This window comes from Tistlia sp. (assembly GCF_040905785.1).
In the GTDB taxonomy this organism is placed as follows: domain Bacteria; phylum Pseudomonadota; class Alphaproteobacteria; order Kiloniellales; family DSM-21159; genus Tistlia.
The window spans coordinates 35108-55842 of record NZ_JBBDQW010000090.1; the positions used below are offsets into that span (position 1 = coordinate 35108).

At 70.9% G+C, this 20735-nt stretch carries 23 protein-coding genes; 12 read left to right on the plus strand and 11 right to left on the minus strand.

The window, feature by feature from the left end:
- Nucleotides 1–233 precede the first annotated feature (233 nt).
- Nucleotides 234–896 carry a class I SAM-dependent methyltransferase gene (locus tag WD341_RS20725; RefSeq protein ID WP_368427397.1) on the plus strand — a complete coding sequence of 221 codons (663 nt, stop codon included), beginning with the start codon at nt 234–236 and terminating at the stop codon, nt 894–896.
- 35 nt (nt 897–931) lie between these two features.
- Here WD341_RS20725 and WD341_RS20730 read toward each other — a convergent pair whose 3' ends face one another.
- The 4 genes from WD341_RS20730 to WD341_RS20745 are packed head-to-tail and all read right to left on the minus strand — an operon-like array spanning nt 932 to nt 4518.
- Nucleotides 932–2410: a tripartite tricarboxylate transporter permease gene (locus tag WD341_RS20730; RefSeq protein ID WP_368427398.1), complete on the minus strand. Its 1479-nt coding sequence runs from the start codon at nt 2408–2410 to the stop codon at nt 932–934.
- Nucleotides 2407–2958: a hypothetical protein gene (locus WD341_RS20735; protein ID WP_368427399.1), complete on the minus strand. Its 552-nt coding sequence runs from the start codon at nt 2956–2958 to the stop codon at nt 2407–2409. The genes WD341_RS20730 and WD341_RS20735 overlap by 4 nt, the downstream gene beginning before the upstream one ends.
- A gap of 26 nt (nt 2959–2984) precedes the next feature.
- Entirely contained in the window at nt 2985–3944 is a 960-nt protein-coding gene (locus WD341_RS20740) for a tripartite tricarboxylate transporter substrate binding protein (RefSeq protein WP_368427400.1), read from the minus strand.
- Between the two features lie 16 nt (nt 3945–3960).
- Nucleotides 3961–4518: a MarR family winged helix-turn-helix transcriptional regulator gene (locus WD341_RS20745; protein WP_368427401.1), complete on the minus strand. Its 558-nt coding sequence runs from the start codon at nt 4516–4518 to the stop codon at nt 3961–3963.
- A 127-nt stretch (nt 4519–4645) separates the two neighbouring features.
- Here WD341_RS20745 and WD341_RS20750 point away from each other — a divergent pair, with 127 nt between their 5' ends.
- Complete coding sequence (locus WD341_RS20750; protein ID WP_368427402.1) at nt 4646–6286, plus strand: alkaline phosphatase family protein; 1641 nt, start codon at nt 4646–4648, stop codon at nt 6284–6286.
- Here WD341_RS20750 and WD341_RS20755 read toward each other — a convergent pair.
- The 3 genes from WD341_RS20755 to WD341_RS20765 form a co-directional block, all read right to left on the minus strand.
- Nucleotides 6280–6792: an RES family NAD+ phosphorylase gene (locus WD341_RS20755; RefSeq protein WP_368427403.1), complete on the minus strand. Its 513-nt coding sequence runs from the start codon at nt 6790–6792 to the stop codon at nt 6280–6282. The two genes, WD341_RS20750 and WD341_RS20755, sit on opposite strands and share 7 nt — an antisense overlap.
- Nucleotides 6793–6848: 56 nt before the next feature.
- Nucleotides 6849–7232 carry an antitoxin Xre/MbcA/ParS toxin-binding domain-containing protein gene (locus tag WD341_RS20760; RefSeq protein ID WP_368427404.1) on the minus strand — a complete coding sequence of 128 codons (384 nt, stop codon included), beginning with the start codon at nt 7230–7232 and terminating at the stop codon, nt 6849–6851.
- Between the two features lie 262 nt (nt 7233–7494).
- Nucleotides 7495–8190 (minus strand): GntR family transcriptional regulator, encoded by a 696-nt coding sequence (locus WD341_RS20765; protein WP_368427405.1) that lies wholly within the window; start codon nt 8188–8190, stop codon nt 7495–7497.
- A 193-nt stretch (nt 8191–8383) separates the two neighbouring features.
- On the opposite strand from WD341_RS20765, the gene panB reads away from it, so the two are divergent.
- The 5 genes from panB (at nt 8384) to WD341_RS20790 (ending at nt 13182) form a co-directional block, all read left to right on the plus strand.
- Nucleotides 8384–9256, plus strand: a complete 873-nt coding sequence (gene panB / locus WD341_RS20770) for a 3-methyl-2-oxobutanoate hydroxymethyltransferase (RefSeq protein WP_368427406.1) — start codon at nt 8384–8386, stop codon at nt 9254–9256.
- Between the two features lie 34 nt (nt 9257–9290).
- Entirely contained in the window at nt 9291–10325 is a 1035-nt protein-coding gene (locus tag WD341_RS20775; RefSeq protein WP_368427407.1) for a TRAP transporter substrate-binding protein, read from the plus strand.
- A gap of 73 nt (nt 10326–10398) precedes the next feature.
- Nucleotides 10399–10911 carry a TRAP transporter small permease subunit gene (locus WD341_RS20780; protein WP_368427408.1) on the plus strand — a complete coding sequence of 171 codons (513 nt, stop codon included), beginning with the start codon at nt 10399–10401 and terminating at the stop codon, nt 10909–10911.
- Nucleotides 10912–12228: a TRAP transporter large permease subunit gene (locus WD341_RS20785; protein WP_368427409.1), complete on the plus strand. Its 1317-nt coding sequence runs from the start codon at nt 10912–10914 to the stop codon at nt 12226–12228.
- 120 nt (nt 12229–12348) lie between these two features.
- Nucleotides 12349–13182 carry a phytanoyl-CoA dioxygenase family protein gene (locus tag WD341_RS20790; RefSeq protein ID WP_368427410.1) on the plus strand — a complete coding sequence of 278 codons (834 nt, stop codon included), beginning with the start codon at nt 12349–12351 and terminating at the stop codon, nt 13180–13182.
- Between the two features lie 45 nt (nt 13183–13227).
- Here the strand turns inward: WD341_RS20790 and WD341_RS20795 are convergent, their stop codons facing one another.
- The 4 genes from WD341_RS20795 to WD341_RS20810 all read right to left on the minus strand — a co-directional run bounded on the left by WD341_RS20795 (nt 13228) and on the right by WD341_RS20810 (nt 16755).
- Entirely contained in the window at nt 13228–14088 is an 861-nt protein-coding gene (locus WD341_RS20795) for an alpha/beta fold hydrolase (RefSeq protein ID WP_368427411.1), read from the minus strand.
- Nucleotides 14085–14981: a phytanoyl-CoA dioxygenase family protein gene (locus WD341_RS20800; protein WP_368427412.1), complete on the minus strand. Its 897-nt coding sequence runs from the start codon at nt 14979–14981 to the stop codon at nt 14085–14087. Before WD341_RS20800 ends, WD341_RS20795 begins: the two co-directional genes overlap by 4 nt.
- Nucleotides 14982–15094: 113 nt before the next feature.
- Nucleotides 15095–15598, minus strand: a complete 504-nt coding sequence (locus WD341_RS20805) for a DUF192 domain-containing protein (protein ID WP_368427413.1) — start codon at nt 15596–15598, stop codon at nt 15095–15097.
- Nucleotides 15595–16755, minus strand: a complete 1161-nt coding sequence (locus tag WD341_RS20810) for an acetoin utilization protein AcuC (protein ID WP_368427414.1) — start codon at nt 16753–16755, stop codon at nt 15595–15597. Before WD341_RS20810 ends, WD341_RS20805 begins: the two co-directional genes overlap by 4 nt.
- Nucleotides 16756–16849: 94 nt before the next feature.
- Here WD341_RS20810 and WD341_RS20815 point away from each other — a divergent pair, with 94 nt between their 5' ends.
- The 5 genes from WD341_RS20815 (at nt 16850) to WD341_RS20835 (ending at nt 20711) form a co-directional block, all read left to right on the plus strand.
- The gene (locus WD341_RS20815) at nt 16850–17359 is read left to right on the plus strand and encodes a hypothetical protein (RefSeq protein WP_368427415.1); all 510 of its coding nucleotides are present in this window, start codon (nt 16850–16852) and stop codon (nt 17357–17359) included.
- A 111-nt stretch (nt 17360–17470) separates the two neighbouring features.
- Nucleotides 17471–17983 carry a hypothetical protein gene (locus tag WD341_RS20820; RefSeq protein WP_368427416.1) on the plus strand — a complete coding sequence of 171 codons (513 nt, stop codon included), beginning with the start codon at nt 17471–17473 and terminating at the stop codon, nt 17981–17983.
- Nucleotides 17980–18756 (plus strand): ABC transporter ATP-binding protein, encoded by a 777-nt coding sequence (locus tag WD341_RS20825; protein WP_368427417.1) that lies wholly within the window; start codon nt 17980–17982, stop codon nt 18754–18756. The genes WD341_RS20820 and WD341_RS20825 overlap by 4 nt, the downstream gene beginning before the upstream one ends.
- Nucleotides 18756–19508: an ABC transporter permease gene (locus WD341_RS20830; protein ID WP_368427418.1), complete on the plus strand. Its 753-nt coding sequence runs from the start codon at nt 18756–18758 to the stop codon at nt 19506–19508. The genes WD341_RS20825 and WD341_RS20830 overlap by 1 nt, the downstream gene beginning before the upstream one ends.
- 132 nt (nt 19509–19640) lie before the next feature.
- On the plus strand, nt 19641–20711 hold the full coding sequence (locus tag WD341_RS20835) for a TAXI family TRAP transporter solute-binding subunit (protein ID WP_368427419.1): 1071 nt from the start codon (nt 19641–19643) through the stop codon (nt 20709–20711).
- The last annotated feature ends 24 nt before the right edge of the window (nt 20712–20735 follow it).

The following is a 20735-nucleotide window of genomic DNA, read 5'->3' on the forward strand; positions in this document are numbered from 1 at the left end:
CCCCCCCCCCCGCCACTCCGTGCCCTTCTTCCTCGAGCCCCGGGTCGAGGCCCGGATCGAGCCGCTGCTCGGCGACGCGCCGCCCTTCGTCTACGGCGACTGGGCCTGGGCGCGCATGCAGCAGTTCGTCGAGTTCCGCGGCGCCGAGCGGCAGGTCTAGCAGAGGTTTCGGGTGCGTCGGCCCCCGCAGCCGTCTATCTGGTCGCGCACGACCATCCACCAGGAGTCGAAGCATGTCGCGCAGGACCATCGAGGTCACGGACGCTCTCTACGACTACATCCTCGAGACCTCGCTGCGCGAGCCGCCGATCCTCGCCGAGCTGCGCGAGGAGACCGCGACCATGCGCGGCGGCGGCATGCAGATCTCGCCGGAGCAGGGCCAGCTGATGGGCCTGCTCGCCGAGCTGATCGGCGCCCGGCGCTACCTGGAGGTCGGCACCTTCACCGGCTATTCCTCCCTGGCCGTGGCGCTCGCCATGGGACCGGAGGGGCGCCTGACCTGCTGCGACCTCTCGGAGAGCTACACCGAGGTCGCCCGGCGCTACTGGCGAAAGGCGGGCGTGGCGGAGCGGGTCGACCTGCGCCTCGGGCCGGCGCTCGAGACGCTCGACGAGGCGATCGCCGCGGGCGAGAGCGGCAGCTACGACTACGCCTTCGTCGACGCCGACAAGGAGAGCTACCAGGGCTATCTCGAGCGCTGCCACACGCTGCTGCGCAGCGGCGGCCTGCTCGGCCTCGACAACGTGCTCTGGGGCGGCTCGGTCGTCGATCCGGCCAAGGACGACGCCGACACTCGGGCGATCCGCGCGCTCAACGCCGCGCTGAAGGAGGACCCGCGCTGGACCATCTCACTGGTGCCGATCGGCGACGGCCTGACCCTGGCGCGCAAGCGCTGAGCCGGCGCCCCCCGGTCACGCCCGATCACGGCCGGTCACGGCCGCGCCCGCCGCCGCCGCAGCGGCAGCAGCACGACGGCGAGGCAGAGCAGCAGCACGCCCAGCGTGATCGGTCGCTCCAGCAGGATCAGCGGGCTGCCCTCGCCGAGACTCAGGGTCTCGCGCAGGCGGTTCTCCAGGATCGGGCCCATGACGATGCCCATGACCAGGGAGACGATCGGCCAGTCGCGCTTGAGCAGGGCGTAGCCGAGCACCCCGGCGGCCAGCGCCACGCCGCAGTCGAAGAGCCGCAGGTTCACCGGGTAGATGCCGACCAGCGAGACCAGGATCACCGAGACCGCCAGCACCTTGACGGGCGTCCGCACGATCGTCGCGAAGGGCCGCAGCCACAGCGCCAGGACCAGGAAGGCGACCAGGTTGATCAGCAGCATCGACCAGTAGAGCGTCGAGATCAGCACCGGTTCCTTCACCAGCAGCAGCGGCCCCGGATAGATGCCGTTGAGGATGAAGACGCTGAGCAGCAGCGCGCTCAGGGCCTCGCCCGGGATCCCGAGCGTGAGCAGCGGGATCAGCGCGCCGGCCGGCACCGCGTTGTTGCCGGCCTCGGCGGCGAGGCCGCCCTCGGGATTGCCCTTGCCGAAGGAATCGGGATCCCGCGAGCGGTGCTTCGCCGCGTCGTAGGCCAGGTAGGAGGCGAGCACCGAGCCCGGCCCCGGCAGCAGCCCGACGAAGGTGCCGATGACGCCCGAGCGGATCAGCGTGCGCCAGTAGCGCAGGCTCTCGCGGATCTTCGAGAAGTCGAGGCTGCCGCGGCTCAGCTTCAGGTGGCCGGTGTCGAGGATGCCCTGCTCGAGCAGCAGCAGCGACTGGCCGATGCCGAACAGCCCGAGCACCAGCGGCACGATGTGCAGGCCGTTCTGCAGCTCCCAGAAGCCGAAGGCGTAGCGCGCGCTGAGCGTCGGCCCGTCCAGGCCGACGGTCGAGAGCCAGAAGCCGAGCCCGAGCAGCAGGACGCTCTGGCCCAGCTTGCGCCGGAAGGAGACGACGACCAGCAGCACGCCGAACAGCGCCGCGGCGAAGTACTCCGGCGGTCCGAAGGCGGCGGCGACGCGCGACAGCAGCGGCGCCAGGGCGACCAGGATGACGATCGAGATCAGGCCGCCGCCGAGCGAGCCAACCAGCGCCGCCGAGAGCGCCCGTTGCGCCTCGCCGCGTCGGGTCAGGGGGAAGCCGTCGAAGGCGGTGACCAGGGAGGAAGGCACGCCGGGCGTGCGGAACAGGATCGCCGGCACCGCGCCGCCGAAGTAGCCGCCGCAGAAGACGCCGAGCAGCAGCGACAGGGCGACGTCGGCCGGCAGCGAGAAGGTGAAGGGCAGCAGCACCGCCATGCCGACCATCGGCCCCAGGCCCGGCAGCACGCCGACCAGGATGCCGACGACCGTGCCGGCGCTCAGCGCCAGCAGGTTGGCCAGCGCGAAGGCGGCGGCGAAGCCCTCGGCCAGGTGGTCGATCACGCCGCGGCCTCCAGCAGCGCCCAGAGCAGCGGCTCGGGAAACCAGACGTCGAGCAGGCTCTTGAAGGCGAGATGCAGGACCAGCGCCAGGCCGAGCGCGACCGCGAGCCCGGCCAGCGGCCGCCGCCAGCCGACGGCCAGCAGCCCGAGACAGGCGAAGAGCGCGACCGCCGCCTCCAGCCCGATCAGCGGCAGCGCCGGCGGGAAGAGGCACATCAGCCCGACCAGCCGGACCGCCGCCCAGGGCGGCGCGAGGCGCCCGAGGCCGCCCTGGCCCTCGAGCAGGCTGGCGGCCAGCCGCACGAGCGACGGCAGGGCGCCCGCGACCAGGAGCGCCAGGGCGATCAGCGGGAAGATCAGCGGTCCCTTGTAGAAGGGCTCCGGGCCCGAGCGGTCGACCAGCCAGGGCGAGGCCGCGAGCAGCCCGGCCCCGGCGAGGCCGAGCAGGCCGGCGAGCAGGTCGTCCGCCCGCCGGCCTGCTGCTCCCTCGCCGGGCGCCCCCTCGCCCGCCGCCCCCTCTTCGGGTGCCGGGCCGGCAGCCTGCGGCATCGGCCGCGCCCCTGCGCGCCGTCCGCCTACTCGATCAGGCCGAGCTCGGTCATCAGCTTGCCGAAGTCCTCGAGCTCGCGGTCCATGCGCTGGCGCGCCGCCTCCGGGCCGGTCGTCTGCGGCACGACGCCGACGTTGGCGATGACCTTCTGGACCTCCGGGTCGGCGATGGCGGCGAACAGCGCGGTCGAAAGCTTCTCGACGATCTCGGGGTCGGTCGCCTGCGGCACGAAGGCGCCGAACCAGATCGAATAGGCCTCGCCGAAGCCCTGCTCGGCGACGGTCGGTACCTCCGGGTAGGCCGGCACGCGCTCCGGCAGCATCGCCGCGAGCAGCTTCATCTGGCCGGATTCGACGTAGTCGGCGAGGCCGGGCGTCGAGAAGGTGATGACGTCGGCGTCGCCCTGGACGACGAGCAGCGGATTGAGCTCCGAGTAGGCCGTCTCCTTCCACGCGAAGCCGCCGACCTCGGCCGCCTTCATGGCGATCAGCGTCGGCACCGCGCCGAGGCCCCAGTGGGCCAGGCGCAGGTCGTTGTCCTGCCCGTAGGCGGCCAGCTCCTCCAGGTCGTCGTAGGGCGCGTCGGCGCGCGCGGCCAGGGTGAAGGGGCTGGCCCAGACCAGGCCGAGCGGCGCCAGGTCGCGGTTCTGGTAGGGCGTCTTGCCGCGCAGCACCTGGGTGATCATCGGGCCGATCGAGATCAGGCCCAGCGTGTAGCCGTCGGGCCGCGACCTCGCCAGCTCGGCGGTCGCCAGCACCGCGCCGCCGCCGGGCTTGTTGACGACCTTGACCGGCACGCCCAGGTCCTCGGCCATGACCGGCGCGATGGCGTTGGCGACCAGGGTCGAGGGGTCGTTGGTCGCCGGCCATGGGATCATGATCTGGATCGGCTTCTCCGGCCAGGCCGCCCCGGCCGGTCCGGTCCCGGGGCCGCCCGCCGCGAAGATCAGGGCGGCCGAGGCCGCCAACACGAGTCGCTTCATCATGGTCCGTCTCCTCCCGTTATCGTTCTTTTCCGGTCGTCCTGCGGAGCCTCGCCTGCCCGGCCCCCTCCCCAAGGCGTTCGTCCGGCCCGACGCGTTCGGCTGGCTCGACGAGGTCGGCCTGCTCGACGCGGTGCGCCATGAAGGGCTGCAGCTTGTCGAGCAGGCCGACCAGCTGGGCCGTCTCCTGCGCGCTCAGCGCCGAGACGACACGCTCGTTGCGCTCCAGCGCGACCGGCAGGACGCGGTCGTGCAGCGCCCGCCCCGCCGCCGTCAGGCTCAGCAGGACCAAGCGCTGGTCGCGCCCGTCCGGCTCGGCGGCGAGCAGCCCGCGCGCGCCGAGCTGTTTGACCAGTCGGCTGAGCTGGCCCTTGTCGACCAGCAGGGCGCGCGCGACCTCGCCGAAGCCCACCGGCTCGCGGGCCGCAACGAGCCCGAGCACCCGCCACTCCAGGATGCGCAGGCCATAGAGCGACTGGAGCCAGTCCTGGCCCATGCGGTCGTTGGCCGCGGCCAGCATGGCGATGCGGAAGGTCAGCAGGTCCCGGATGTCGGCGATCGCGGGATGGCGCGCCACGGTTTCCCCCGCCCGATATCATTGCATTTGTCAACGATACCGTGCTCTGTTCCGTTGTCTTCGTCAACAAACTATGCGAGGCGCCGGGGGGCGGCGCTATGATCGGCGCTCAACCGAGGGAGGCTCGATGACCGGCGCGCGGAACGTCCTCTGGATCATGTGCGACCAGCTGCGCTTCGACTACCTGGGCTGCAGCGGCCATCCGCACCTGGAGACGCCCAACATCGACGCCCTGGCGGCGCGCGGCCTCCGCTTCGACCGCGCCTACGTGCAGTCGCCGATCTGCGGCCCCTCGCGCATGAGCTTCTACACCGGCCGCTACGTCCGCTCGCACGGCTCGAGCTGGAACAAGTTTCCGCTGCGCGTCGGCGAGCCGACCCTGGGCGACCACCTGGCGGAGCTGGACGTCCGCACCGTGCTGGTCGGCAAGACCCACATGAAGGCCGACCTCGCCGGCATGCGGCGCCTCGGCATCGACCCGGCCTCGGACGTCGGGGTGCGGGTCGCCCAGTGCGGCTTCGAGCCCTTCGAGCGCGACGACGGCCTGCACCCCGCCGGCCCCTACGACCCCGACCCGCCCTACGACGCCTGGCTGCGCGCGCTCGGCTACCAGGGCGAGAACCTGTGGGAGGAGTGGGCCAACTCGGCCGAGGGGCCGGAGGGCGCGCTGCTCTCGGGCTGGCTGCTCGAGCACGCCGACAAGCCGGCGCGGATCCCGGCGGCGCACTCCGAGACCGCCTACATGACCGAGCGCGCCATGGCCTTCCTCGAGGAGGCCGGCGCCGACGGGCGGCCCTGGTGCCTGCACCTGTCGTACATCAAGCCGCACTGGCCCTACATCGCGCCGGCGCCCTACCACGCGCTCTACGACCGCCGCCACGTCCTGCCGCCCGTGCGCGACCCGGCCGAGCGGCAGGACCCGCACCCGATCCTCGCCGCCTACCTGCAGGAACGCTTCAGCCAGGCCTTCGCGCGGCAGGGCGTGCGCGAGCGGGTGATCCCGGCCTACATGGGCCTGATCCGCCAGATCGACGACGAGCTCGGCCGGCTGTTCCGCTTCCTCGAGGAGAAGGGCCTCGCCGAGACGACGCTGATCGTCTTCACCTCCGACCACGGCGACTACCTGGGCGACCACTGGCTCGGCGAGAAGGAGCTGTTCCACGAGTGCTCGGTCAGGATCCCGCTGATCGTCGCCGACCCCTCGCCCGCCGCCGACGCCACGCGCGGCACGGTCTGCGACGCGCTGGTCGAGGCCATCGACCTGGCGCCGAGCTTCCTCGAATGGTTCGGCGGCGCCCCCAAGCCACACGTCCTGGAGGGCCGTTCGCTGCTGCCGCTGCTGCGTGGCGAGCCTGCGGCCGGGCGCCCCTTCGTGGTCAGCGAGTACGACTACGCGATGCGCCGGGCGCGCACGGACCTCGGCGTGCCGATCGGCGAGGCGCGCCTGCAGATGCTCTTCGACGGCCGCTGGAAGTACATCCACGCCGAGAGCTTCCGGCCACTGCTCTACGACCTCCAGAGCGACCCCGCGGAGTTCCACGACCTGGGCGCCGACCCGGCCCTCGCGGGCGAGCGGGCGCGGCTGCACGAGCTGCTGTCGGGCTGGGCGCGCCGGCCGGCCAGCCGCATCACCATCTCCGACGCCGAGATCGCCGAGCGGGCCGGGCGCGAGATCCGCGCCAACATCCTGATCGGCTACTGGGACGAGGCGGAGGTCGCCGAGGCCCGGCGCCGCGGCACCGGCGTGCCCGAGCGGGAGCCTCAGTAGGTCTCGACCAGCCGCTCGTCGAAGCGGAAGGGATGGAGGCCCGCGACCTCGACGGCCTTCATCGAGTCGTGCCGCGGGTCCAGCATGACGTTCCAGTCGAGCGGCACGACCGCCGAGGGCGCGAGAAAGAACAGCGCGCCCGAGCGGTCGAGCCAGTCGTCGCCGGTCCGGCGCTGCCAGCGCGCGGCCGCTTCCCGGCGCCGGGGCAGGGTCACGCTGCGCTCGAGCGTCAGGTCCGCCGGCAGGGCGGCGGCGGCGCCGGCGCGGCGGAACAGCCAGCCGGGCACGGCGGGCAGCGCCAACTCGACGAAGACGAAGTCCTCCGGCAACTGCCGGCGCAGCATCGGCGGCAGGTGGACGAAGGCCTCGAGCACGCAGGTCGAGGGGCAGAGGCTGCAGTAGACCAGGCCGCGGCCGGGCGAATTCCAGCGCGCACCGGTCCGGCGGTTGCCGGCGCCGTCGAGCTGGCGGGCGAAGCGCCGCTTGGCCAGGCGCCAGACGCGCAAGCCCGGACCGCCCAATTCCCGATCGCCCGGCTCCCGGTCGCTCAGCGCCCGGTCGCTCAGCTGTAGTCGCCGTGGGCGAGATGCAGCAGCGCGGCCTCGACCCGGCGGCTGCCCTCGTCGCTGCGCAGCAGCGACAGCGGCGCCTCGCCGCCGAGCGAGGGATTCGGCAGCCGCAGCCATTCCTCGGCGCTGGCGCCGAGCGTGTCGCTGGCCAGGGCCTTGAGCCGCAGCAGGCGCGCGACCCGGTCGCTCTCCTCGGGGCTCAGCCGCCCGCCCGCCTTGAGCTTGCGGTCGATGGTCGAGCGCGGCACGACCTCGGTCAGCTCGGCGCGGACCAGCGCGCCGCTGGCCAGCAGGCTGCGGACGCGGCTGACCGCGAGGCCGGAGACCACCTCGCTGTGGCCCGGCAGGTCGCTCGCCTTCGGCTGGGGCAGGCCCATGATGCTCACCTGGTCGTTGTCGATGACCAGATGAGTATGGGGTTTGCGCCTGGCGCCCGCAAGGTCGCGCTCAGCCGATCCCCTCGAAAAAGGGCGAGCAGGCCCTCGGCCAACACCTACGGCTGCTCCTCGGGAGTATAGTGGCAACAGGCGCCACACGCTGCTCTCTGTCGGCCGGATCCCACCTGCAAACCGCTTGTCCGCAGACCGGCGCGTCATGCCGCTGTCAACCGCCCGCGATTCCACTCGGTGAGAAGGTGCTCTAGCGATCGAGCTTGACGGTCGATAGAGCGAACTTCTCCAGGTAGGCCATCACGGTCGTCGTGGCGGTCTCGGCCGCCGCCGTGTCGCCTTCGGCGATCCGGCGAAGCCTCTCGGCATGGACCCTGGCCGCTTCCGGCAGGTCGGCATAGCGCTCGTAGTGGGCAAACCAGAAGCGGCGCGACTGTCCATGAAAAAGCTGAATCGCGCTGGCGATGCAGTCGTTGTTGGCCGCGACAACCGGCAGCCCGTGGAACTCCCACGTCCCCGACATGAACCAGCGGCCGTCTCCCGCCGCCGCCGCCTCTTGGATGCGATCGGCGAGTTCCCGCATCTCGAGCCGTTGCGTCGCTGTCGCCCGCTTGGCGGCGGCGCGCGCGACCAGGAGCTCGAGCTGGCCGCGCACCTCCAGCACCTTGAGGTGCTGCGCGAGGTTGATCTCCGTCACCATGATGCCCCGGCGCGGGAGGATGGAAAGCAACCCCTCCCGCTCCAGCTTCTTGATCGCTTCGCGGATCGGAGTCCGTCCGATCCCCAGACGACGACTCAAGGAGACTTCGGAAAGCGTCCCGCCCGGCGGAATGTCGAGCATGACGATCATGCGCTCGAGGCGCTCGTAGGCCTTCTTCGCAAGCGATTCTTCCGCTTCCGCGTCCGGGACGTTCCAGGCCTCGGCCACGACTGCTTGTTCGGTCATGCTTTGCGAAACTCCCTGGCGGTGCCCGCATGAATAGCAGCCACGGCCCCCCTCCGCAAAAGGTTGCGGCTTGAGTCGCCCAGGCATCGCATTTAAGCTGTCCTCAACTGATGTATCAGCGAAGCATCAGCATGACGAGCGGGCCGGACCAGCCGGGGCTGGTAACGGAACGCCGACAGGGGGGACGCCGGAGATGACGGAGCGACCGAAGCTCACCGTGCCCGACCTGCGGGCTCGCAAGGCAGCCGGCGAGAAGATCGTCATGGTCTCGGTACCCGACTTCCCGATGGCGGTCTGGGCTGAACGCGCCGGCATCGACATCCTGGCTGTCGGCGACAGTCTCGGCATGATCTCCTACGGGCATCCCAACACCCTGCCGGTCACGCTCGACACGATGGTCGAGCATTGCCGCGCGGTGCGCCGCGGCGCCGAGAACAGCTTCGTCCTCGTCTCCCTGCCCTATGGCAGCTACGCGACGCCGGAACTCGGCGTCACCAGCGCCTTGCGTCTCATGAAGGAGGCCGGCGCCGACGCGGTGAAGATGCAGGGCGGCAAGGAGAAGGCGCCGATCATCCGCGCCATTGCCGACGCCGGCGTGCCGGTCATGAGCCACGTCGGCATGTGCCCGCACTTCATGCACCACTACGGCGGCTTCCGCCTCCAGGGCAAGACGGCGGAGGCTGCGCTCGACCTGATCGAGGACGGACGCGCGATCGAAGCCGCCGGCGCCGTGGGCTTCGAGATCGAAGCGGTGCCAGCGCCCGTGGCCAAGGCGATCGACGATGCCGTCGGCATCTTCACCTTCGGCATCGGCGCCGGTGCGGCGAGCTGCGGGCAGCTGTTGCTCGGCGCCGACCTGCTCGGGATGTTCGACCAGTTCAAGCCGAAGTTCACCAAGCGTTATGCACAGCTGGCCGAGACCGCGGTCGAGGCCCTGCAAACCTACGCAGAGGAAGTGCGATCGGGCGCATTTCCCGACGCCGACCACGCCTATGCGATGAAGAGCGAGGAGACCGACAAACTGCAGCAGGCACTACAGGGGAACGGCCGAACGGAAAGCGCATAACGCAATAAGATCAACCAAAGGGAGAAACAAACAAATGACCAGAATTGGCAAACAGTGGAAGGCTCTGACCGCCTTCGCGTTGGCTTCTGCCCTGGGATTGGCCGCCGCCGATACGGCAGGCGCTCAGGAAACCTGGCGGATCCAGTCGCTCTGGCAGGCGGGCTCGGTGAACCAGACGGTCTTCCAGCGTTTCGCGGACAACGTCGCCAAGGCATCGGACGGACGGCTCCAGATCGAGGCGCTCCCGGTCAAGGCCGTCGTCGCCCATAACGAAACGCTGGAGGCCGCCGGCAGCGGCGTCATCGAGGGTCAGCATGCGGCGGCTGTCTACTTCGCCGGTCGCGACCCGGCGTTCGGGCTGCTCGGCGACCTCAACGCCGGCTACGAAGACCCCTACCAGATGACCATGTGGTTCTATCACCGCGGCGGCCTGGAACTGGCGCGCGAGCTCTACCGCAAGCACAATCTCTTCTTCGTCGGGCCGGTCCTGTGGGGGGTTGAATCCATCCCCATGTCCAAGCAGGTCGAGTCGGTTGAGGCTTTCAAGGGTGTCAAGCTGCGGATGCCCGAGGGTCCCTCGTCGGATATCTTCCGGCGGATCGGCGCGGCGCCGACCAACATCCCGGGGTCGGAGGTCTACACCTCGCTCGAACGCGGCGTCATCGATGGTACCGACTGGGGCACCCTGTCGATGAACCAGGATCTCGGCTACCACAAGATCGCGGCCTTCCCGATCTATCCGGGCATCCACTCGATGCCGGTCGGCGAGGTGGCGATCAACCTGGACACCTGGGAGGCCCTGCCCGACGACCTGAAGGCGATCGTCGAGACCGCGGTGCGCGACTTCAACCTCGACATGATCCAGACGATGGCCGCCGGCGACCTGAAGGCCCGGCAGCAGGCCCGCGAGGACGGCGCGACGCTGGTCGATTGGTCCTCGGAGGAGCGGCAGAAGCTTCGGCAGGTCGCCGCCGAGGTCTGGGCCGAGTACGGCAGCAGAAACGAGTTGGCGGGGAAGATCTACGAGTCGCACCGCGCCTTCCTCGAGGAACTCGGTCTCCTCGACTGATCGCTCCGCGCATTGTCGTTGATCGGTCCCGGGGCGGCCACGGCCGCTCCGGGGCGCATCCCAGGTACCCCCCATGCTTGATCTCAGAGTCGTGGACCGCCTGAACCGGCGGATCGGCGAGGTCGTGAGCTACGTGTTCCTAGTCTCGGTGGCGATCATGGCCTACGAGGTCGCGGCCCGCTACCTGTTCGGCGCCCCGACGATCTGGGCGCACGAGAGCACCATCACCCTCACGGCGCTCGGCTTCCTGTTCGGCGGCGCCTACACGCTGCAGCGTCGCGAGCACATCCAGATCACGGCGCTCTACCGGTTGTTTCCCCGCCGTGTTCGATGGGTCGCCGACGTCGTCGCCCACCTGGTCATGCTGTTCTACGTCGGCGTGCTGATCTACGCGGGCTGGATCGTCGCCGCCAAGGCCTGGGCATCGATGGAGACCTCGGCCTCGGCCTGGAATCAGCCGACGCCGGTGGTCATCAAGACGGCGCTGGTCGTCGGCTCGCTGCTGCTCGCCCTGCAGGGCCTCGTGCACCTTCTGCAGCTGCTGGGGCTCGCCCGTCGCGGCGACGACGACACCGAGGCCCGCTAGATGGACCTCGGTTCGACGACAGTGCTGATCCTGGCGGGCATCAGCCTGCTCCTGGCGATCGGCGTTCCCCTCGCCTTCACCACCGGCGCGGTCGCGATGGTTGCGGCCCTCCTTGCCTTCGGCCCCAACAGCCTGACGCTGATCGCCAGCCGGACCTACTCGCTGGTCAGCGAGTTCGTGCTCGTGGCCGTGCCGATGTTCATCCTGATGGCCTCGATCCTCGAACGCAGCGGCGTGGCGCGCGACCTTTTCAAGGCGATGCACCTGCTGGCGGGCGGATTGCGAGGCGGGCTGGCGCTGCAGACCATGGCGGTCGCCGTGGTGATGGCGGCCATGACAGGGATCATCGGCGGCGAAATCGTCCTGCTCGGCCTGATCGCGCTGCCTCAGATGCTGCGGCTCGGCTACGACCGCAAGCTGGCGATCGGCGTCGTCTGCGCCGGCGGCTCGCTCGGCACGATGATACCGCCGTCGATCGTGCTCATCGTCTACGGCCTGACCGCCAACGTCTCGATCGGCGACCTCTTCGTCGCCACGCTCCTTCCCGGGCTTCTGCTCGCCGGACTCTACGCCGCCTACATCCTGCTGCGCTGCCATCTCGACCCCAGCCTCGGCCCGCCGGCGCCGCCGGAAGAGCGCAAGCTTCCCCTGGGGGAGAAGCTGGCCCTGGCCCGGGGCCTGCTGCTCCCGCTCCTGGTGGTCGTCTGGGTCCTCGGCACGATCTACGCCGGCATCGCATCGGTCAGCGAGGCCGCGGGCATGGGCGTCCTCGGCGCGATGGCTTCCGCGCTGGTACGGCGGGAGCTCACCTGGGAAATCGTGCGCCATTCGCTGTACCGGACGATGACCACCTGCGGCATGCTGCTCTGGCTGACTTTCGGAGCGAACGCGCTGATCGGCGTCTACAACCTGATGGGCGGCACGCGCTTCATCCAGGACCTGATGACCGGCCTGCCGATCTCGCCCATTTTGATCATCCTGATGATGATGCTGATCCTGGTCGTCCTCGGTCTCTTCATGGACTGGATCGGCATCCTGCTGCTCACCATGCCGATCTTCGTGCCGATCGTCGTGGCCTTGGAATTCGATCCCGTGTGGTTCGGTGTCCTGTTCTGCATGAACATGCAGATCTCCTACCTCACGCCGCCCTTCGGACCCGCCTGCTTCTACCTGAAGTCGGTGGCGCCCCCGGACATCGAACTGGGGGAGATCTTCAATGCCATGTGGCCCTTCATCGGCCTGCAGGTGCTGGGACTGGCGTTGGTGCTCGTCTTTCCTGACATCGCCCTCTGGCTGCCGAGGGTCCTGTTCGGCTAGCGGCGGCTGCTTGATCAACGGACCGGTCGGTTTTAACATACAGCTGAAACATCAGTTTGGGGCACCATCAGTTGGTCGGGGGTCCGGAACCGGCAGGCCAGCAGCCTAGGGAGAAGCGTGATGCCGAAGCTTTTGAGCCAGGAGGCCCTGGAGCAGTACGAGCGCGACGGGTTCTACTTCCCGCTGCGCGCGATGACGGCGGAGGCGGCGCAGCACTACCGGCAGCGCCTGGAGGCCTACGAGCGAACGATCGGCTCGCCAATCAACAGCAACTATCGCCACAAGGTGCACCTGCTCTTCACCTGGGCCAACGAGCTGGTGCACCACCCGACGATCCTGGACGCTGCCGAGGACGTGCTGGGGCCCAACCTGCTGTGCTGGACGACCAACTTCTTCATCAAGGAGCCGCACACGTCCGACTACGTGTCATGGCACCAGGACTCGACCTACTGGGGCCTGAGCTCGGACGAGGTGATGACGGCCTGGGTGGCGCTGAGCGACGCACCAGTCGAAAGCGGCGCGATGAAGTTCTGGCCCGGCAGCCACAAGCACGATCAGTTCGAGCACCGAGACACCTTCCACGAGAACAACCTGCTGAGCCGGGGGCAGGAAATCGCCGTCGACGTCCCCGCCGACCAGGGCGTGCTGGTGCCGCTGTCCGCCGGCGAGTTCTCGCTGCACCACGTCAAGCTGGTGCACGGCTCCGAGCCCAACCGGACCGACGACCGCCGGATCGGCTTGGCGATCCGCTACATCCCGACCCACGTGCGCCAGCTCAAGGCGGACGATTCGGCGATGCTGGTGCGCGGTGTCGACACCTACAACAACTTCGCTGCCGAGCCGGAGCCGGTGCAGGACCTGGATGCGGCCGCATTGGCCAGCCACGCGGACGCGATCGACCGCCAGGTCAAGGCTCTCTACCAGGGCACCGACCGGCAGGCTTTCCGCCGCTGAGGGGAGTGGCCGCGCCCGCCGGGAACGGCGGCCGGCGCAATCGACTCAGCCGATCCCCGCGAAGAAGGCGAGCAGGCGCTCGGCCAGCACTTGCGGCTGCTCCTCGGGCATGAAGTGGCCGCAGTCGGCCACGACGGTCTCCTCGACCGCCTCCGCGACGAGGCGCAGCGACTTGCCGACCTCATCGCGCCGGCCCCAGCTCTCCGCGCCACCCATGGCCAGCGTCGGCATCCGGAGCCTGCCGCGCTTCAGGCTCTCCCGGTTGTCGGACACGTCCTGGGGCAGCGCGCGGTAGAGTGAGAAGCCGGCGCGCATCGCGCCGGGCTGGCGATAGGTCCGCAGATACTCTCTAAGGTCCTCCTCCCCGATCGCCTCGGGCCGGTGGGAGAAGGTGCGGTAGAACCAGCCGAGGTAGGCCTCCTCGCGGCCGGCCGTCAGCGCCTCCGGCAGGTCGGGCGTCATGTGGAAGGCGTGGTGCCAGCGCCGGCCGCCCTGGGAGAAGCCGTCGCCGCCGTCGCCCGGGATGACCACGTCGAGGATCGCCAGCGCGCTGACCGCCTCCTGCTGCCCGATGGCCAGCGCGAAGGCGGTCGGCCCACCCCAGTCGTGGCCGGCCAGGTGGAAGCGGTCGATGCCGAGATGGCCCTTCATGAGCTGACGCAGATCCGCCGCCAGGGTGCGCTTGTCGTAGCCGCCGAGCGGCCGCGAGGAGTCGCCCAGGCCGCGCAGGTCCGGCGCGATCACGCGGTAGCGCCGCGCCAGGAGCGGAATGACGTGCCGCCACTCCCAACAGGTCTGCGGCCAGCCGTGCAGGAGCAGCAGGGGATGGCCCTCGCCGGCCTCGACGTAGTGCAGCACGACCTCGTCGAGGTGCGCGTAGCGGTGCAGGAGGACGGGACCGGTCACGAATGCGCCGCCTCGCCCGGCTTCTGGAACGCCCAGGGGCCGACGTAGCCCTTCGACCAGTCGGGCGGCAGCTCGCAGCCGCGCGGGTCGTGGCAGGAGAAGCGGGCCGGCCGGCCGCGCACGATCCGCCCCTCGTAGGGGCTCGGGATCGGGTTGGCGACATAGGGCATGGAGTCGGCGGAGCTGTAGACGTTGAGCAGCATCGGCCGCATCCGCGCGCTGGTGTTGGCCGCCGAGCCGTGGATCACCCGGCAGTTGATCAGCACGGCCGAGCCCGCCGGCCCGGTCAGGCTGACCACCTCGTCCTTCCAGCCCGCCGGCAGCTCCTCTTCGGGAATCTTCAGGGCCCAGTTGCCCTGCTTGTCGTACATCGAGTGCAGCGGCGCCTTGTGGCTGCCGCGGATCGCCAGCAGCGGCCCCTGTTCCTCGCTGCAATCCTCCAGGTAGATGCCGACCGTGACCGGGCTGTAGTCGGTGTGCGGCCAGGTCGGGATATCCTGGTGCCAGTCGAAACGCTGGCCGCCCTTCGGCCATTTGAAGTTCAGCTTCGAGTGATAGAACTTCACGTCCGGTCCGCAGAGGTCCGCCGCCACGTCGGCCGAGGCCGACTCGGCCGCGAAGTCCCAGAAGGTCTCGTGGTGCGAGACCGGGCTGGTCAGGCGCCGCAGCCGGGGATCCTCGGGGCCGTGCCCCTCCTCCAGGATGAAGCGCTCGTCGCTGGCGGCGACCTGCCGGCTCGCCTCGACCATCTCCGCCATCGCCGCGCGCAGGCGCTCCAGCCAGCGCGCGTCGGCGACACCCTCGACGACAGCGCAGCCCTCCTCGAAGAACCGCTCGCGCTGGGATTCGCTCAGGACCCGGGTCGGGTGCTTCAGGATGTCCTCGGTCAGCATGCATTCACTCCACTAACTGTTTGGCGCTCGCCGGGCGCGGCGCCGCTCCCACTCACGGCAACGCGCGCCGCCCTCTCGCGTCCGCCCAATCGAACTCACACGCTTCGGTGATTTCAAGGCAGGGCCGGACTTTCGACCCTGTCGCCGGCGGCGATGCCGAGGCGCGCGGCGGTGCCGCCGGCGAGCTCGAGCACGGCGATCACCGGGCGGCGCGAGGAGACGCCCTGGTCGCTCATCGGCGTGGTGCGCTCGGCGACGCGCACGATCCGACCGTCGCGCGCGATGAACAGCATGTCGAGCGGGATCAGGGTGTTGCGCATCCAGAAGGAGGCGACGCGCTGGGCGGGAAAGACGAAGAGCATGCCGGAGTCGGGCGCCAGCTCCTCTCGGAACATCAGGCCGCGCGCCATCTGCTCGCCGGTCAGCGCCAGCTCGACGGTGAACTCGTGGCGGGTGCCGTCGGCGCTCACCACGGTCGCCTCGCCGGTCTCGAAGGTCACGGCCTCCTGCGCCGCGAGGGCGGCGGGGGCGAGGAACAGGAAGAGGGTCAGCAGCAGGCGGGTCGGCATGGCGCCGACCTTGCCGCAGCCGGCCGCAGCGGGCAAGGCGGAGGTCATGCCTCCAGTACCGCCCTCGCCGCCGCTCGGATTGTCTCGCGGACCGGGCCCGGGCGCGGCGGGTCTGCCAGCGTCGTGAACCAGCGCGGCGGCGGGTCCTTGGCGCGGCGGTGCCGCCAGTCGAGTGCGCGCAGCACCGCCTCGGCCTCGGCCGGCAGGCGCTCGGGCACCTCGAAGCCGTTGACGGTCGCCCAGACCCCGGCCCAGGCGCGGCCGACGGACCAGGGATTGTAGCCGCCGCCGCCCAGCACCAGGCGCCGCGGCGCGCTCGGCAGGACCGCGGCGAGCGCCTGCCAGAGGGCCCCGTTCGACAGCGACAGCCGGCTCTGCGGATCGTCCTCCAGGGCGTCCGCCCCGCACTGCACGACCAGGGCCTGCGGCTGGAAGCGCTCGACCAGCGGCAGCACCGCCGCCTCGACCAGCCAGGCCAGCTCGCTGTCGTTGAAGCCCTCGGGCACCGGCAGGTTGCGCGCGGCACCCCCGGCCCGGTCGGCGAGGCCGCCCGGCCCGATCCAGTCGCGCGGCCGCATCGGCCAGCGCCCGCCCTCGTGGATCGAGAGGGTGAAGACCCGCGCGTCCGCGGCGAAGGCGTCCTGCACGCCGTCGCCGTGGTGGGCGTCGAGGTCGAGGTAGAAGACCCGCTCCAGGCCGCGGTCGAGCAGCCCCAGGATCGCCAGCACGGGATCGTTGAAGTAGCAGAAGCCGCTGGCGCGGCCGGGCCGGCCGTGATGGGTGCCGCCGGCCGGGCTGTAGACCGTCGCCGGCAGGACGGTTGCCTCCGCGAGCAGCCGTGCCGCCAGGATCGAGGCGCCGCAGGCGGTCGCCGGGCGGCTGAAGATCTCCGGGAAGACCGGATTGCCGTTGACGCCGATGTTGAAGCGCTCGCGGGCCTCGGCACCGACCTCCTGCCGGGCCTCCGCGGCCTGGAGGGCGGCGACGTAGTCGGGCTCGTGGAAGCGGGCGAGCTCCGCCGGCGTCGCGCGCGGGCTGTCCATGTAATGCTCGGCGGGCAGCCAGCCGAGCGCGCGGCAGAGGTCGATCGCGGTCGAGACGCGCGGGATCGCCAGCGGGTGGCCGCTGCCGTATGTCGAGCGGCGGTAGATCTCGCTGCCGATCAGCAGCGGCCGGTCGAGGGCCTGCACCGGGGAACCCTCCATGCTCTTGCCGCATCTTCCAGGCAGCACTGCTATCATGGCTTAACCTGGGGCGTCCGGTCCGAAAGGCAGCCCCGGCATCAAGGAGACCCTGCCCATGCGCCTGCGCCGCCTGCTTCTCGCCGCCGCCCTCGTCGGCCTCGCCCTGCCCGCCCTGACCCTCGGCGCGGCGGTCCCGGCCGACGCCCAGACGTCGGTACAAACCCTGCAGATCGCGCCGGGCGCGGCCGACCTGCAGGTCCGCGCCGTCATGTACCACCGCCTGATGGCCGAGGTCCTGCGCACCGGCATCCGCGAGCAGATCGCGAGCGGCGGCAGCGGCGTCGGCGAGGTCAATCCCTATCCGGGGACGACCGCCGGCAAGGCCCTGGCGGTCTGCGTCAACTGGCAGAGGAGCACGCTCGAGCGCGTCACCTGGGGCGGCTTCGCCTACCGCTACGGCGCCACCGTGACACCGGCCGAGCAGGAGAGCCTGAAGGCGCGCACCCTGGCCGACTGCCGGACCGCCTACGCCGGCCGCGACTGCGCCTGCCAGCTGCTCGACGTCGACGACCGCAACGTGCTCGAGGTCCCGGCCGGCTTCCTCGCCGAGTACGGCCGCTTCTAGTACGGGCGTTTCTAGTACGGCGTTTCTGGGGGCTCGCGGCGATTCTTTTCGCCGGCGACTTCGGCTAGAACCCCTCTGCACCGAGGATTCCAGACGAGGAGCAGAGGGGCGATGCGGCGAGTCTTGGCCGGAGCGATGCTGGCCTGTTGGGCGCTGGCGTTCGGGGCGCTGGCCTTGCCGAGCGGACCGGCCGCGGCCGCAACGCCGGAGTCCGGACCGCTGGAACAGGTCCGCGCGGCGCTCTACCACGCCCTGATGGCGGAGATCCTGGGCACCGGCATAGAGACCGCGAGCGAGGGCGCGGCCAGGTCGATCGGCCCGGTCAATCCCTATCCCTCGATACAGGCCGACAAGGTCGTCGCCGCCTGCATCAACTGGGAGAACAGCTCGCTCGGCGCCGTCGAATGGCACGGCTACGCCTACTACTACGACAGCGCGCAGTCGCGCCCGCAGGACGACCCCGAGCAGCTCGTCAAGCTCGAGGCCCGCGCCAAGGAGCACTGCCGGCAGTACGAGGCCGCCGCCGACTGCTACTGCCGGACCGTCGACGTCAACGAGCGCAACGCGCTGGAGCTGCCCGCCTGGTTCGTCGAGGCCCACCTGTCCGGCCACGCCCGGCGATGAGCGCGCCGGCGCCCGGGGTCGCGCCCGCCACCGGCTCCGCGCCCGACGCTCCCGAGGTGCGGGTCGAGCAGGCGCACCTGGCCTTCGACGGCGTGCTGCTGTTCGACCAGCTCTCGCTGACCCTGCCGGCCGGGCGCACCAGCTGCCTGCTCGGCCCCTCGGGCGTCGGCAAGTCCAGCCTGGTCCGCCTGATCGCCGGCCTCGCCCACGGCGCCGAGGGCCGGGTCCTCGACGGCGCCGGCCGCGATCTCGCCGGGCGCGTCGCCTACATGGCGCAGCGCGACCTGCTGCTGCCCTGGCTGTCGGTCCTCGACAACGTCCTGCTCGGCGACCGCCTGCGCGGCCACCCGCCGCGCCGCGAGCGGGCCCGGGCGCTGCTCGAGGCGGTCGGCCTCGCCGAGCGCGCCGACGCCCTGCCGGCGGCGCTGTCCGGCGGCATGCGCCAGCGCACCGCCCTGGCGCGCACGCTGATGGAGGACAAGCCGGTCGTGCTGATGGACGAGCCCTTCTCGGCGCTCGACGCGATCACCCGCTTCGAGCTGCAGGAGACGGCCGCCGGCCTGCTCGCCGGCCGGACGGTGCTGCTGATCACCCACGATCCCCTGGAGGCGCTGCGGCTCGGCCACGAGATCCGGGTGCTGGCCGGCCGGCCGGCGCTGCTCGGCGCGGCGATCGAGCCGGCGGGCCTGCCGCCGCGCGACCCGGCGACGCCGGGGCTGCTCGAGCTGCAGGTCGAGCTGCTGCGCCGCCTGACCGCGGCCCGGGCGGCGTGATGGCGCGCCTGCTCGCGATCCTGCGGCCGCTGCTGGTGCTGCTCGTCCTGCTGCTGGCCTGGCAGGCCTTCGTCTGGGTCTCGGCGATCCAGCCCTTCCTGCTGCCCGGCCCGCTGGCGGTCCTGGAGACCCTGGTCGCGCGCTGGCCGAGCCTGCTGCGCCACGCCGGCGTCACCCTCAGCGAGATCCTGCTCGGCCTCGCCTGCGGCCTGCTGCTCGGCAGCGCCTCGGCGCTGGCGCTGAGCGCGGTCGCGCCCCTGCGCCGCTGGCTGCTGCCGGTGCTGGTGGTCAGCCAGGCGGTGCCGGTCTTCGCGCTCGCACCGCTGCTCGTGCTCTGGTTCGGCTACGGCCTGTGGAGCAAGGTCGCGATGGCGACGCTGATCATCTACTTCCCGGTGACCGCGGCCTTCTACGACGGCCTCCGGCGCAGCGACCCCGGCTGGCTCGACCTCGCCCGCTCGATGGACGCCGGGCGGTGGCGGACCTTCCGGCACGTCCGCATCCCGGCCGCGCTGCCGGCCTTCTTCTCGGGCCTGCGCGTGGCCACCGCCGTGGCGCCGATCGGCGCCGTCGTCGGCGAATGGGTCGGCTCCTCGGCCGGGCTCGGCCACCTGATGCTCAACGCCAACGCGCGCATGCAGGTCGACCTGGTCTTCGCCGCGCTCTTCGTGCTGGCCATGATCGCGGTCTCGCTCTACTTCGCCGTCGACCGCCTGGGGCGCCGGCTGACCGCCTGGCAGCCCGAAGGGTGAGGCCCCGGGGAACCTTCCGCGCAAGCCGGTGGTCTCCGACCCTGGCCCTTGCTACTCTTCCGCTATCGGGGCGCTCGCTCGTCCCGCGCTAGAACAAGACCGTTGGCAAGAACGAGATTGGGAGGTCTCACGATGATCGCATGCAACCGGACCAGGCGCCCCGACGGGGCCGGCGCTGGCCGCCGCGGCTTCCTCAGGGCCGCCGCCGTGGCCGCGCTGGCCGTCTCCGTGCTGGGCGCCCCGCAGGCGCAGGCGCAGGAGGAACAGAACTTCATCCTGGCCACCGCCTCGACCGGCGGCACCTACTATCCCGTCGGCGTCGCCCTGGCGACGCTGATCAAGGTCAAGCTGCAGCCCAAAGACAAGATCAACATGTCGGCGATCAGCTCGGCCGGCTCGGGCGAGAACGTCAAGCTGCTGCGCGAGAACGAGGCGCAGTTCGCCATCCTGCAGGGCCTGTTCGGCTACTACGCCTGGGAGGGCAAGGGCCCGGTCGAGCAGGAAGGCAAGCAGGAGCACCTGCGCTCGGTCAGCATGCTCTGGCCGAACGTCGACCACTTCGTGGTCAAGAAGGAGTACGCCAAGACCGGCACCATCGACGACCTGGCCGAGACCAAGGGCATGGCCTGGGCGATGGGCAGCAAGAACTCCGGCACGATCGGCTCGAACCGGACCATCCTGGCCAACCTCGGCTACGACATGGAGAACGACTTCGAGCTGGTCTACGTCGGCTACGGCCCCTCGGCCGAGGCGCTGCAGAACGGCCAGATCGCCGGCATGTCGACCCCGGCCGGCGACCCGGTCGGCGCGGTGACGCAGGCCTTCGCCTCGATGGGCGCCGACGCCATCGCGCTGCTCGAGTTCACGCCCGAGCAGGCCGAGAAGGCCGACGGCGGCATGGGCCTCTGGGTGCCCTACACGGTGCCCGCCGGCACCTACCCGGGCCTCGAGGAGGACACCGACACCATCGCCCAGCCGAACTTCCTGGCGACCACCGCCTCGGTGCCCGAGGAGGAGGTCTACAAGATCACCAAGACGATCTACGAGAACCTGGGCTTCCTGCAGAACATCCACCCGGCGACCAAGGCCATGTCGCTCGAGCGCGCGATCGGCGGCCTGCCGGCGCCGCTGCACCCGGGCGCGCTGCGCTACTACGAGGAGGTCGGGGTGACGATCCCCGACCGCCTGCGCCCGAAGGGCTGACGCGGACGGAGGCAGCGGGCGGCG

Coding starts and splice junctions, on each gene's coding strand:
- WD341_RS20765 (WP_368427405.1), bottom strand. CDS start 8,190: ATGACCGAACAAGCAGTCGTGGCCGAGGCCTGGAACGTCCCGGACGCG.
- WD341_RS20790 (WP_368427410.1), top strand. CDS start 12,349: ATGCCGAAGCTTTTGAGCCAGGAGGCCCTGGAGCAGTACGAGCGCGAC.
- WD341_RS20740 (WP_368427400.1), bottom strand. CDS start 3,944: ATGATGAAGCGACTCGTGTTGGCGGCCTCGGCCGCCCTGATCTTCGCG.
- WD341_RS20785 (WP_368427409.1), top strand. CDS start 10,912: ATGGACCTCGGTTCGACGACAGTGCTGATCCTGGCGGGCATCAGCCTG.
- WD341_RS20835 (WP_368427419.1), top strand. CDS start 19,641: ATGATCGCATGCAACCGGACCAGGCGCCCCGACGGGGCCGGCGCTGGC.
- WD341_RS20825 (WP_368427417.1), top strand. CDS start 17,980: ATGAGCGCGCCGGCGCCCGGGGTCGCGCCCGCCACCGGCTCCGCGCCC.
- WD341_RS20805 (WP_368427413.1), bottom strand. CDS start 15,598: ATGACCTCCGCCTTGCCCGCTGCGGCCGGCTGCGGCAAGGTCGGCGCC.
- WD341_RS20735 (WP_368427399.1), bottom strand. CDS start 2,958: ATGCCGCAGGCTGCCGGCCCGGCACCCGAAGAGGGGGCGGCGGGCGAG.
- WD341_RS20815 (WP_368427415.1), top strand. CDS start 16,850: ATGCGCCTGCGCCGCCTGCTTCTCGCCGCCGCCCTCGTCGGCCTCGCC.
- WD341_RS20760 (WP_368427404.1), bottom strand. CDS start 7,232: ATGGGCCTGCCCCAGCCGAAGGCGAGCGACCTGCCGGGCCACAGCGAG.
- panB (WP_368427406.1), top strand. CDS start 8,384: ATGACGGAGCGACCGAAGCTCACCGTGCCCGACCTGCGGGCTCGCAAG.
- WD341_RS20780 (WP_368427408.1), top strand. CDS start 10,399: ATGCTTGATCTCAGAGTCGTGGACCGCCTGAACCGGCGGATCGGCGAG.
- WD341_RS20775 (WP_368427407.1), top strand. CDS start 9,291: ATGACCAGAATTGGCAAACAGTGGAAGGCTCTGACCGCCTTCGCGTTG.
- WD341_RS20830 (WP_368427418.1), top strand. CDS start 18,756: ATGGCGCGCCTGCTCGCGATCCTGCGGCCGCTGCTGGTGCTGCTCGTC.
- WD341_RS20750 (WP_368427402.1), top strand. CDS start 4,646: ATGACCGGCGCGCGGAACGTCCTCTGGATCATGTGCGACCAGCTGCGC.
- WD341_RS20810 (WP_368427414.1), bottom strand. CDS start 16,755: ATGGAGGGTTCCCCGGTGCAGGCCCTCGACCGGCCGCTGCTGATCGGC.
- WD341_RS20800 (WP_368427412.1), bottom strand. CDS start 14,981: ATGCTGACCGAGGACATCCTGAAGCACCCGACCCGGGTCCTGAGCGAA.
- WD341_RS20820 (WP_368427416.1), top strand. CDS start 17,471: ATGCGGCGAGTCTTGGCCGGAGCGATGCTGGCCTGTTGGGCGCTGGCG.
- WD341_RS20725 (WP_368427397.1), top strand. CDS start 234: ATGTCGCGCAGGACCATCGAGGTCACGGACGCTCTCTACGACTACATC.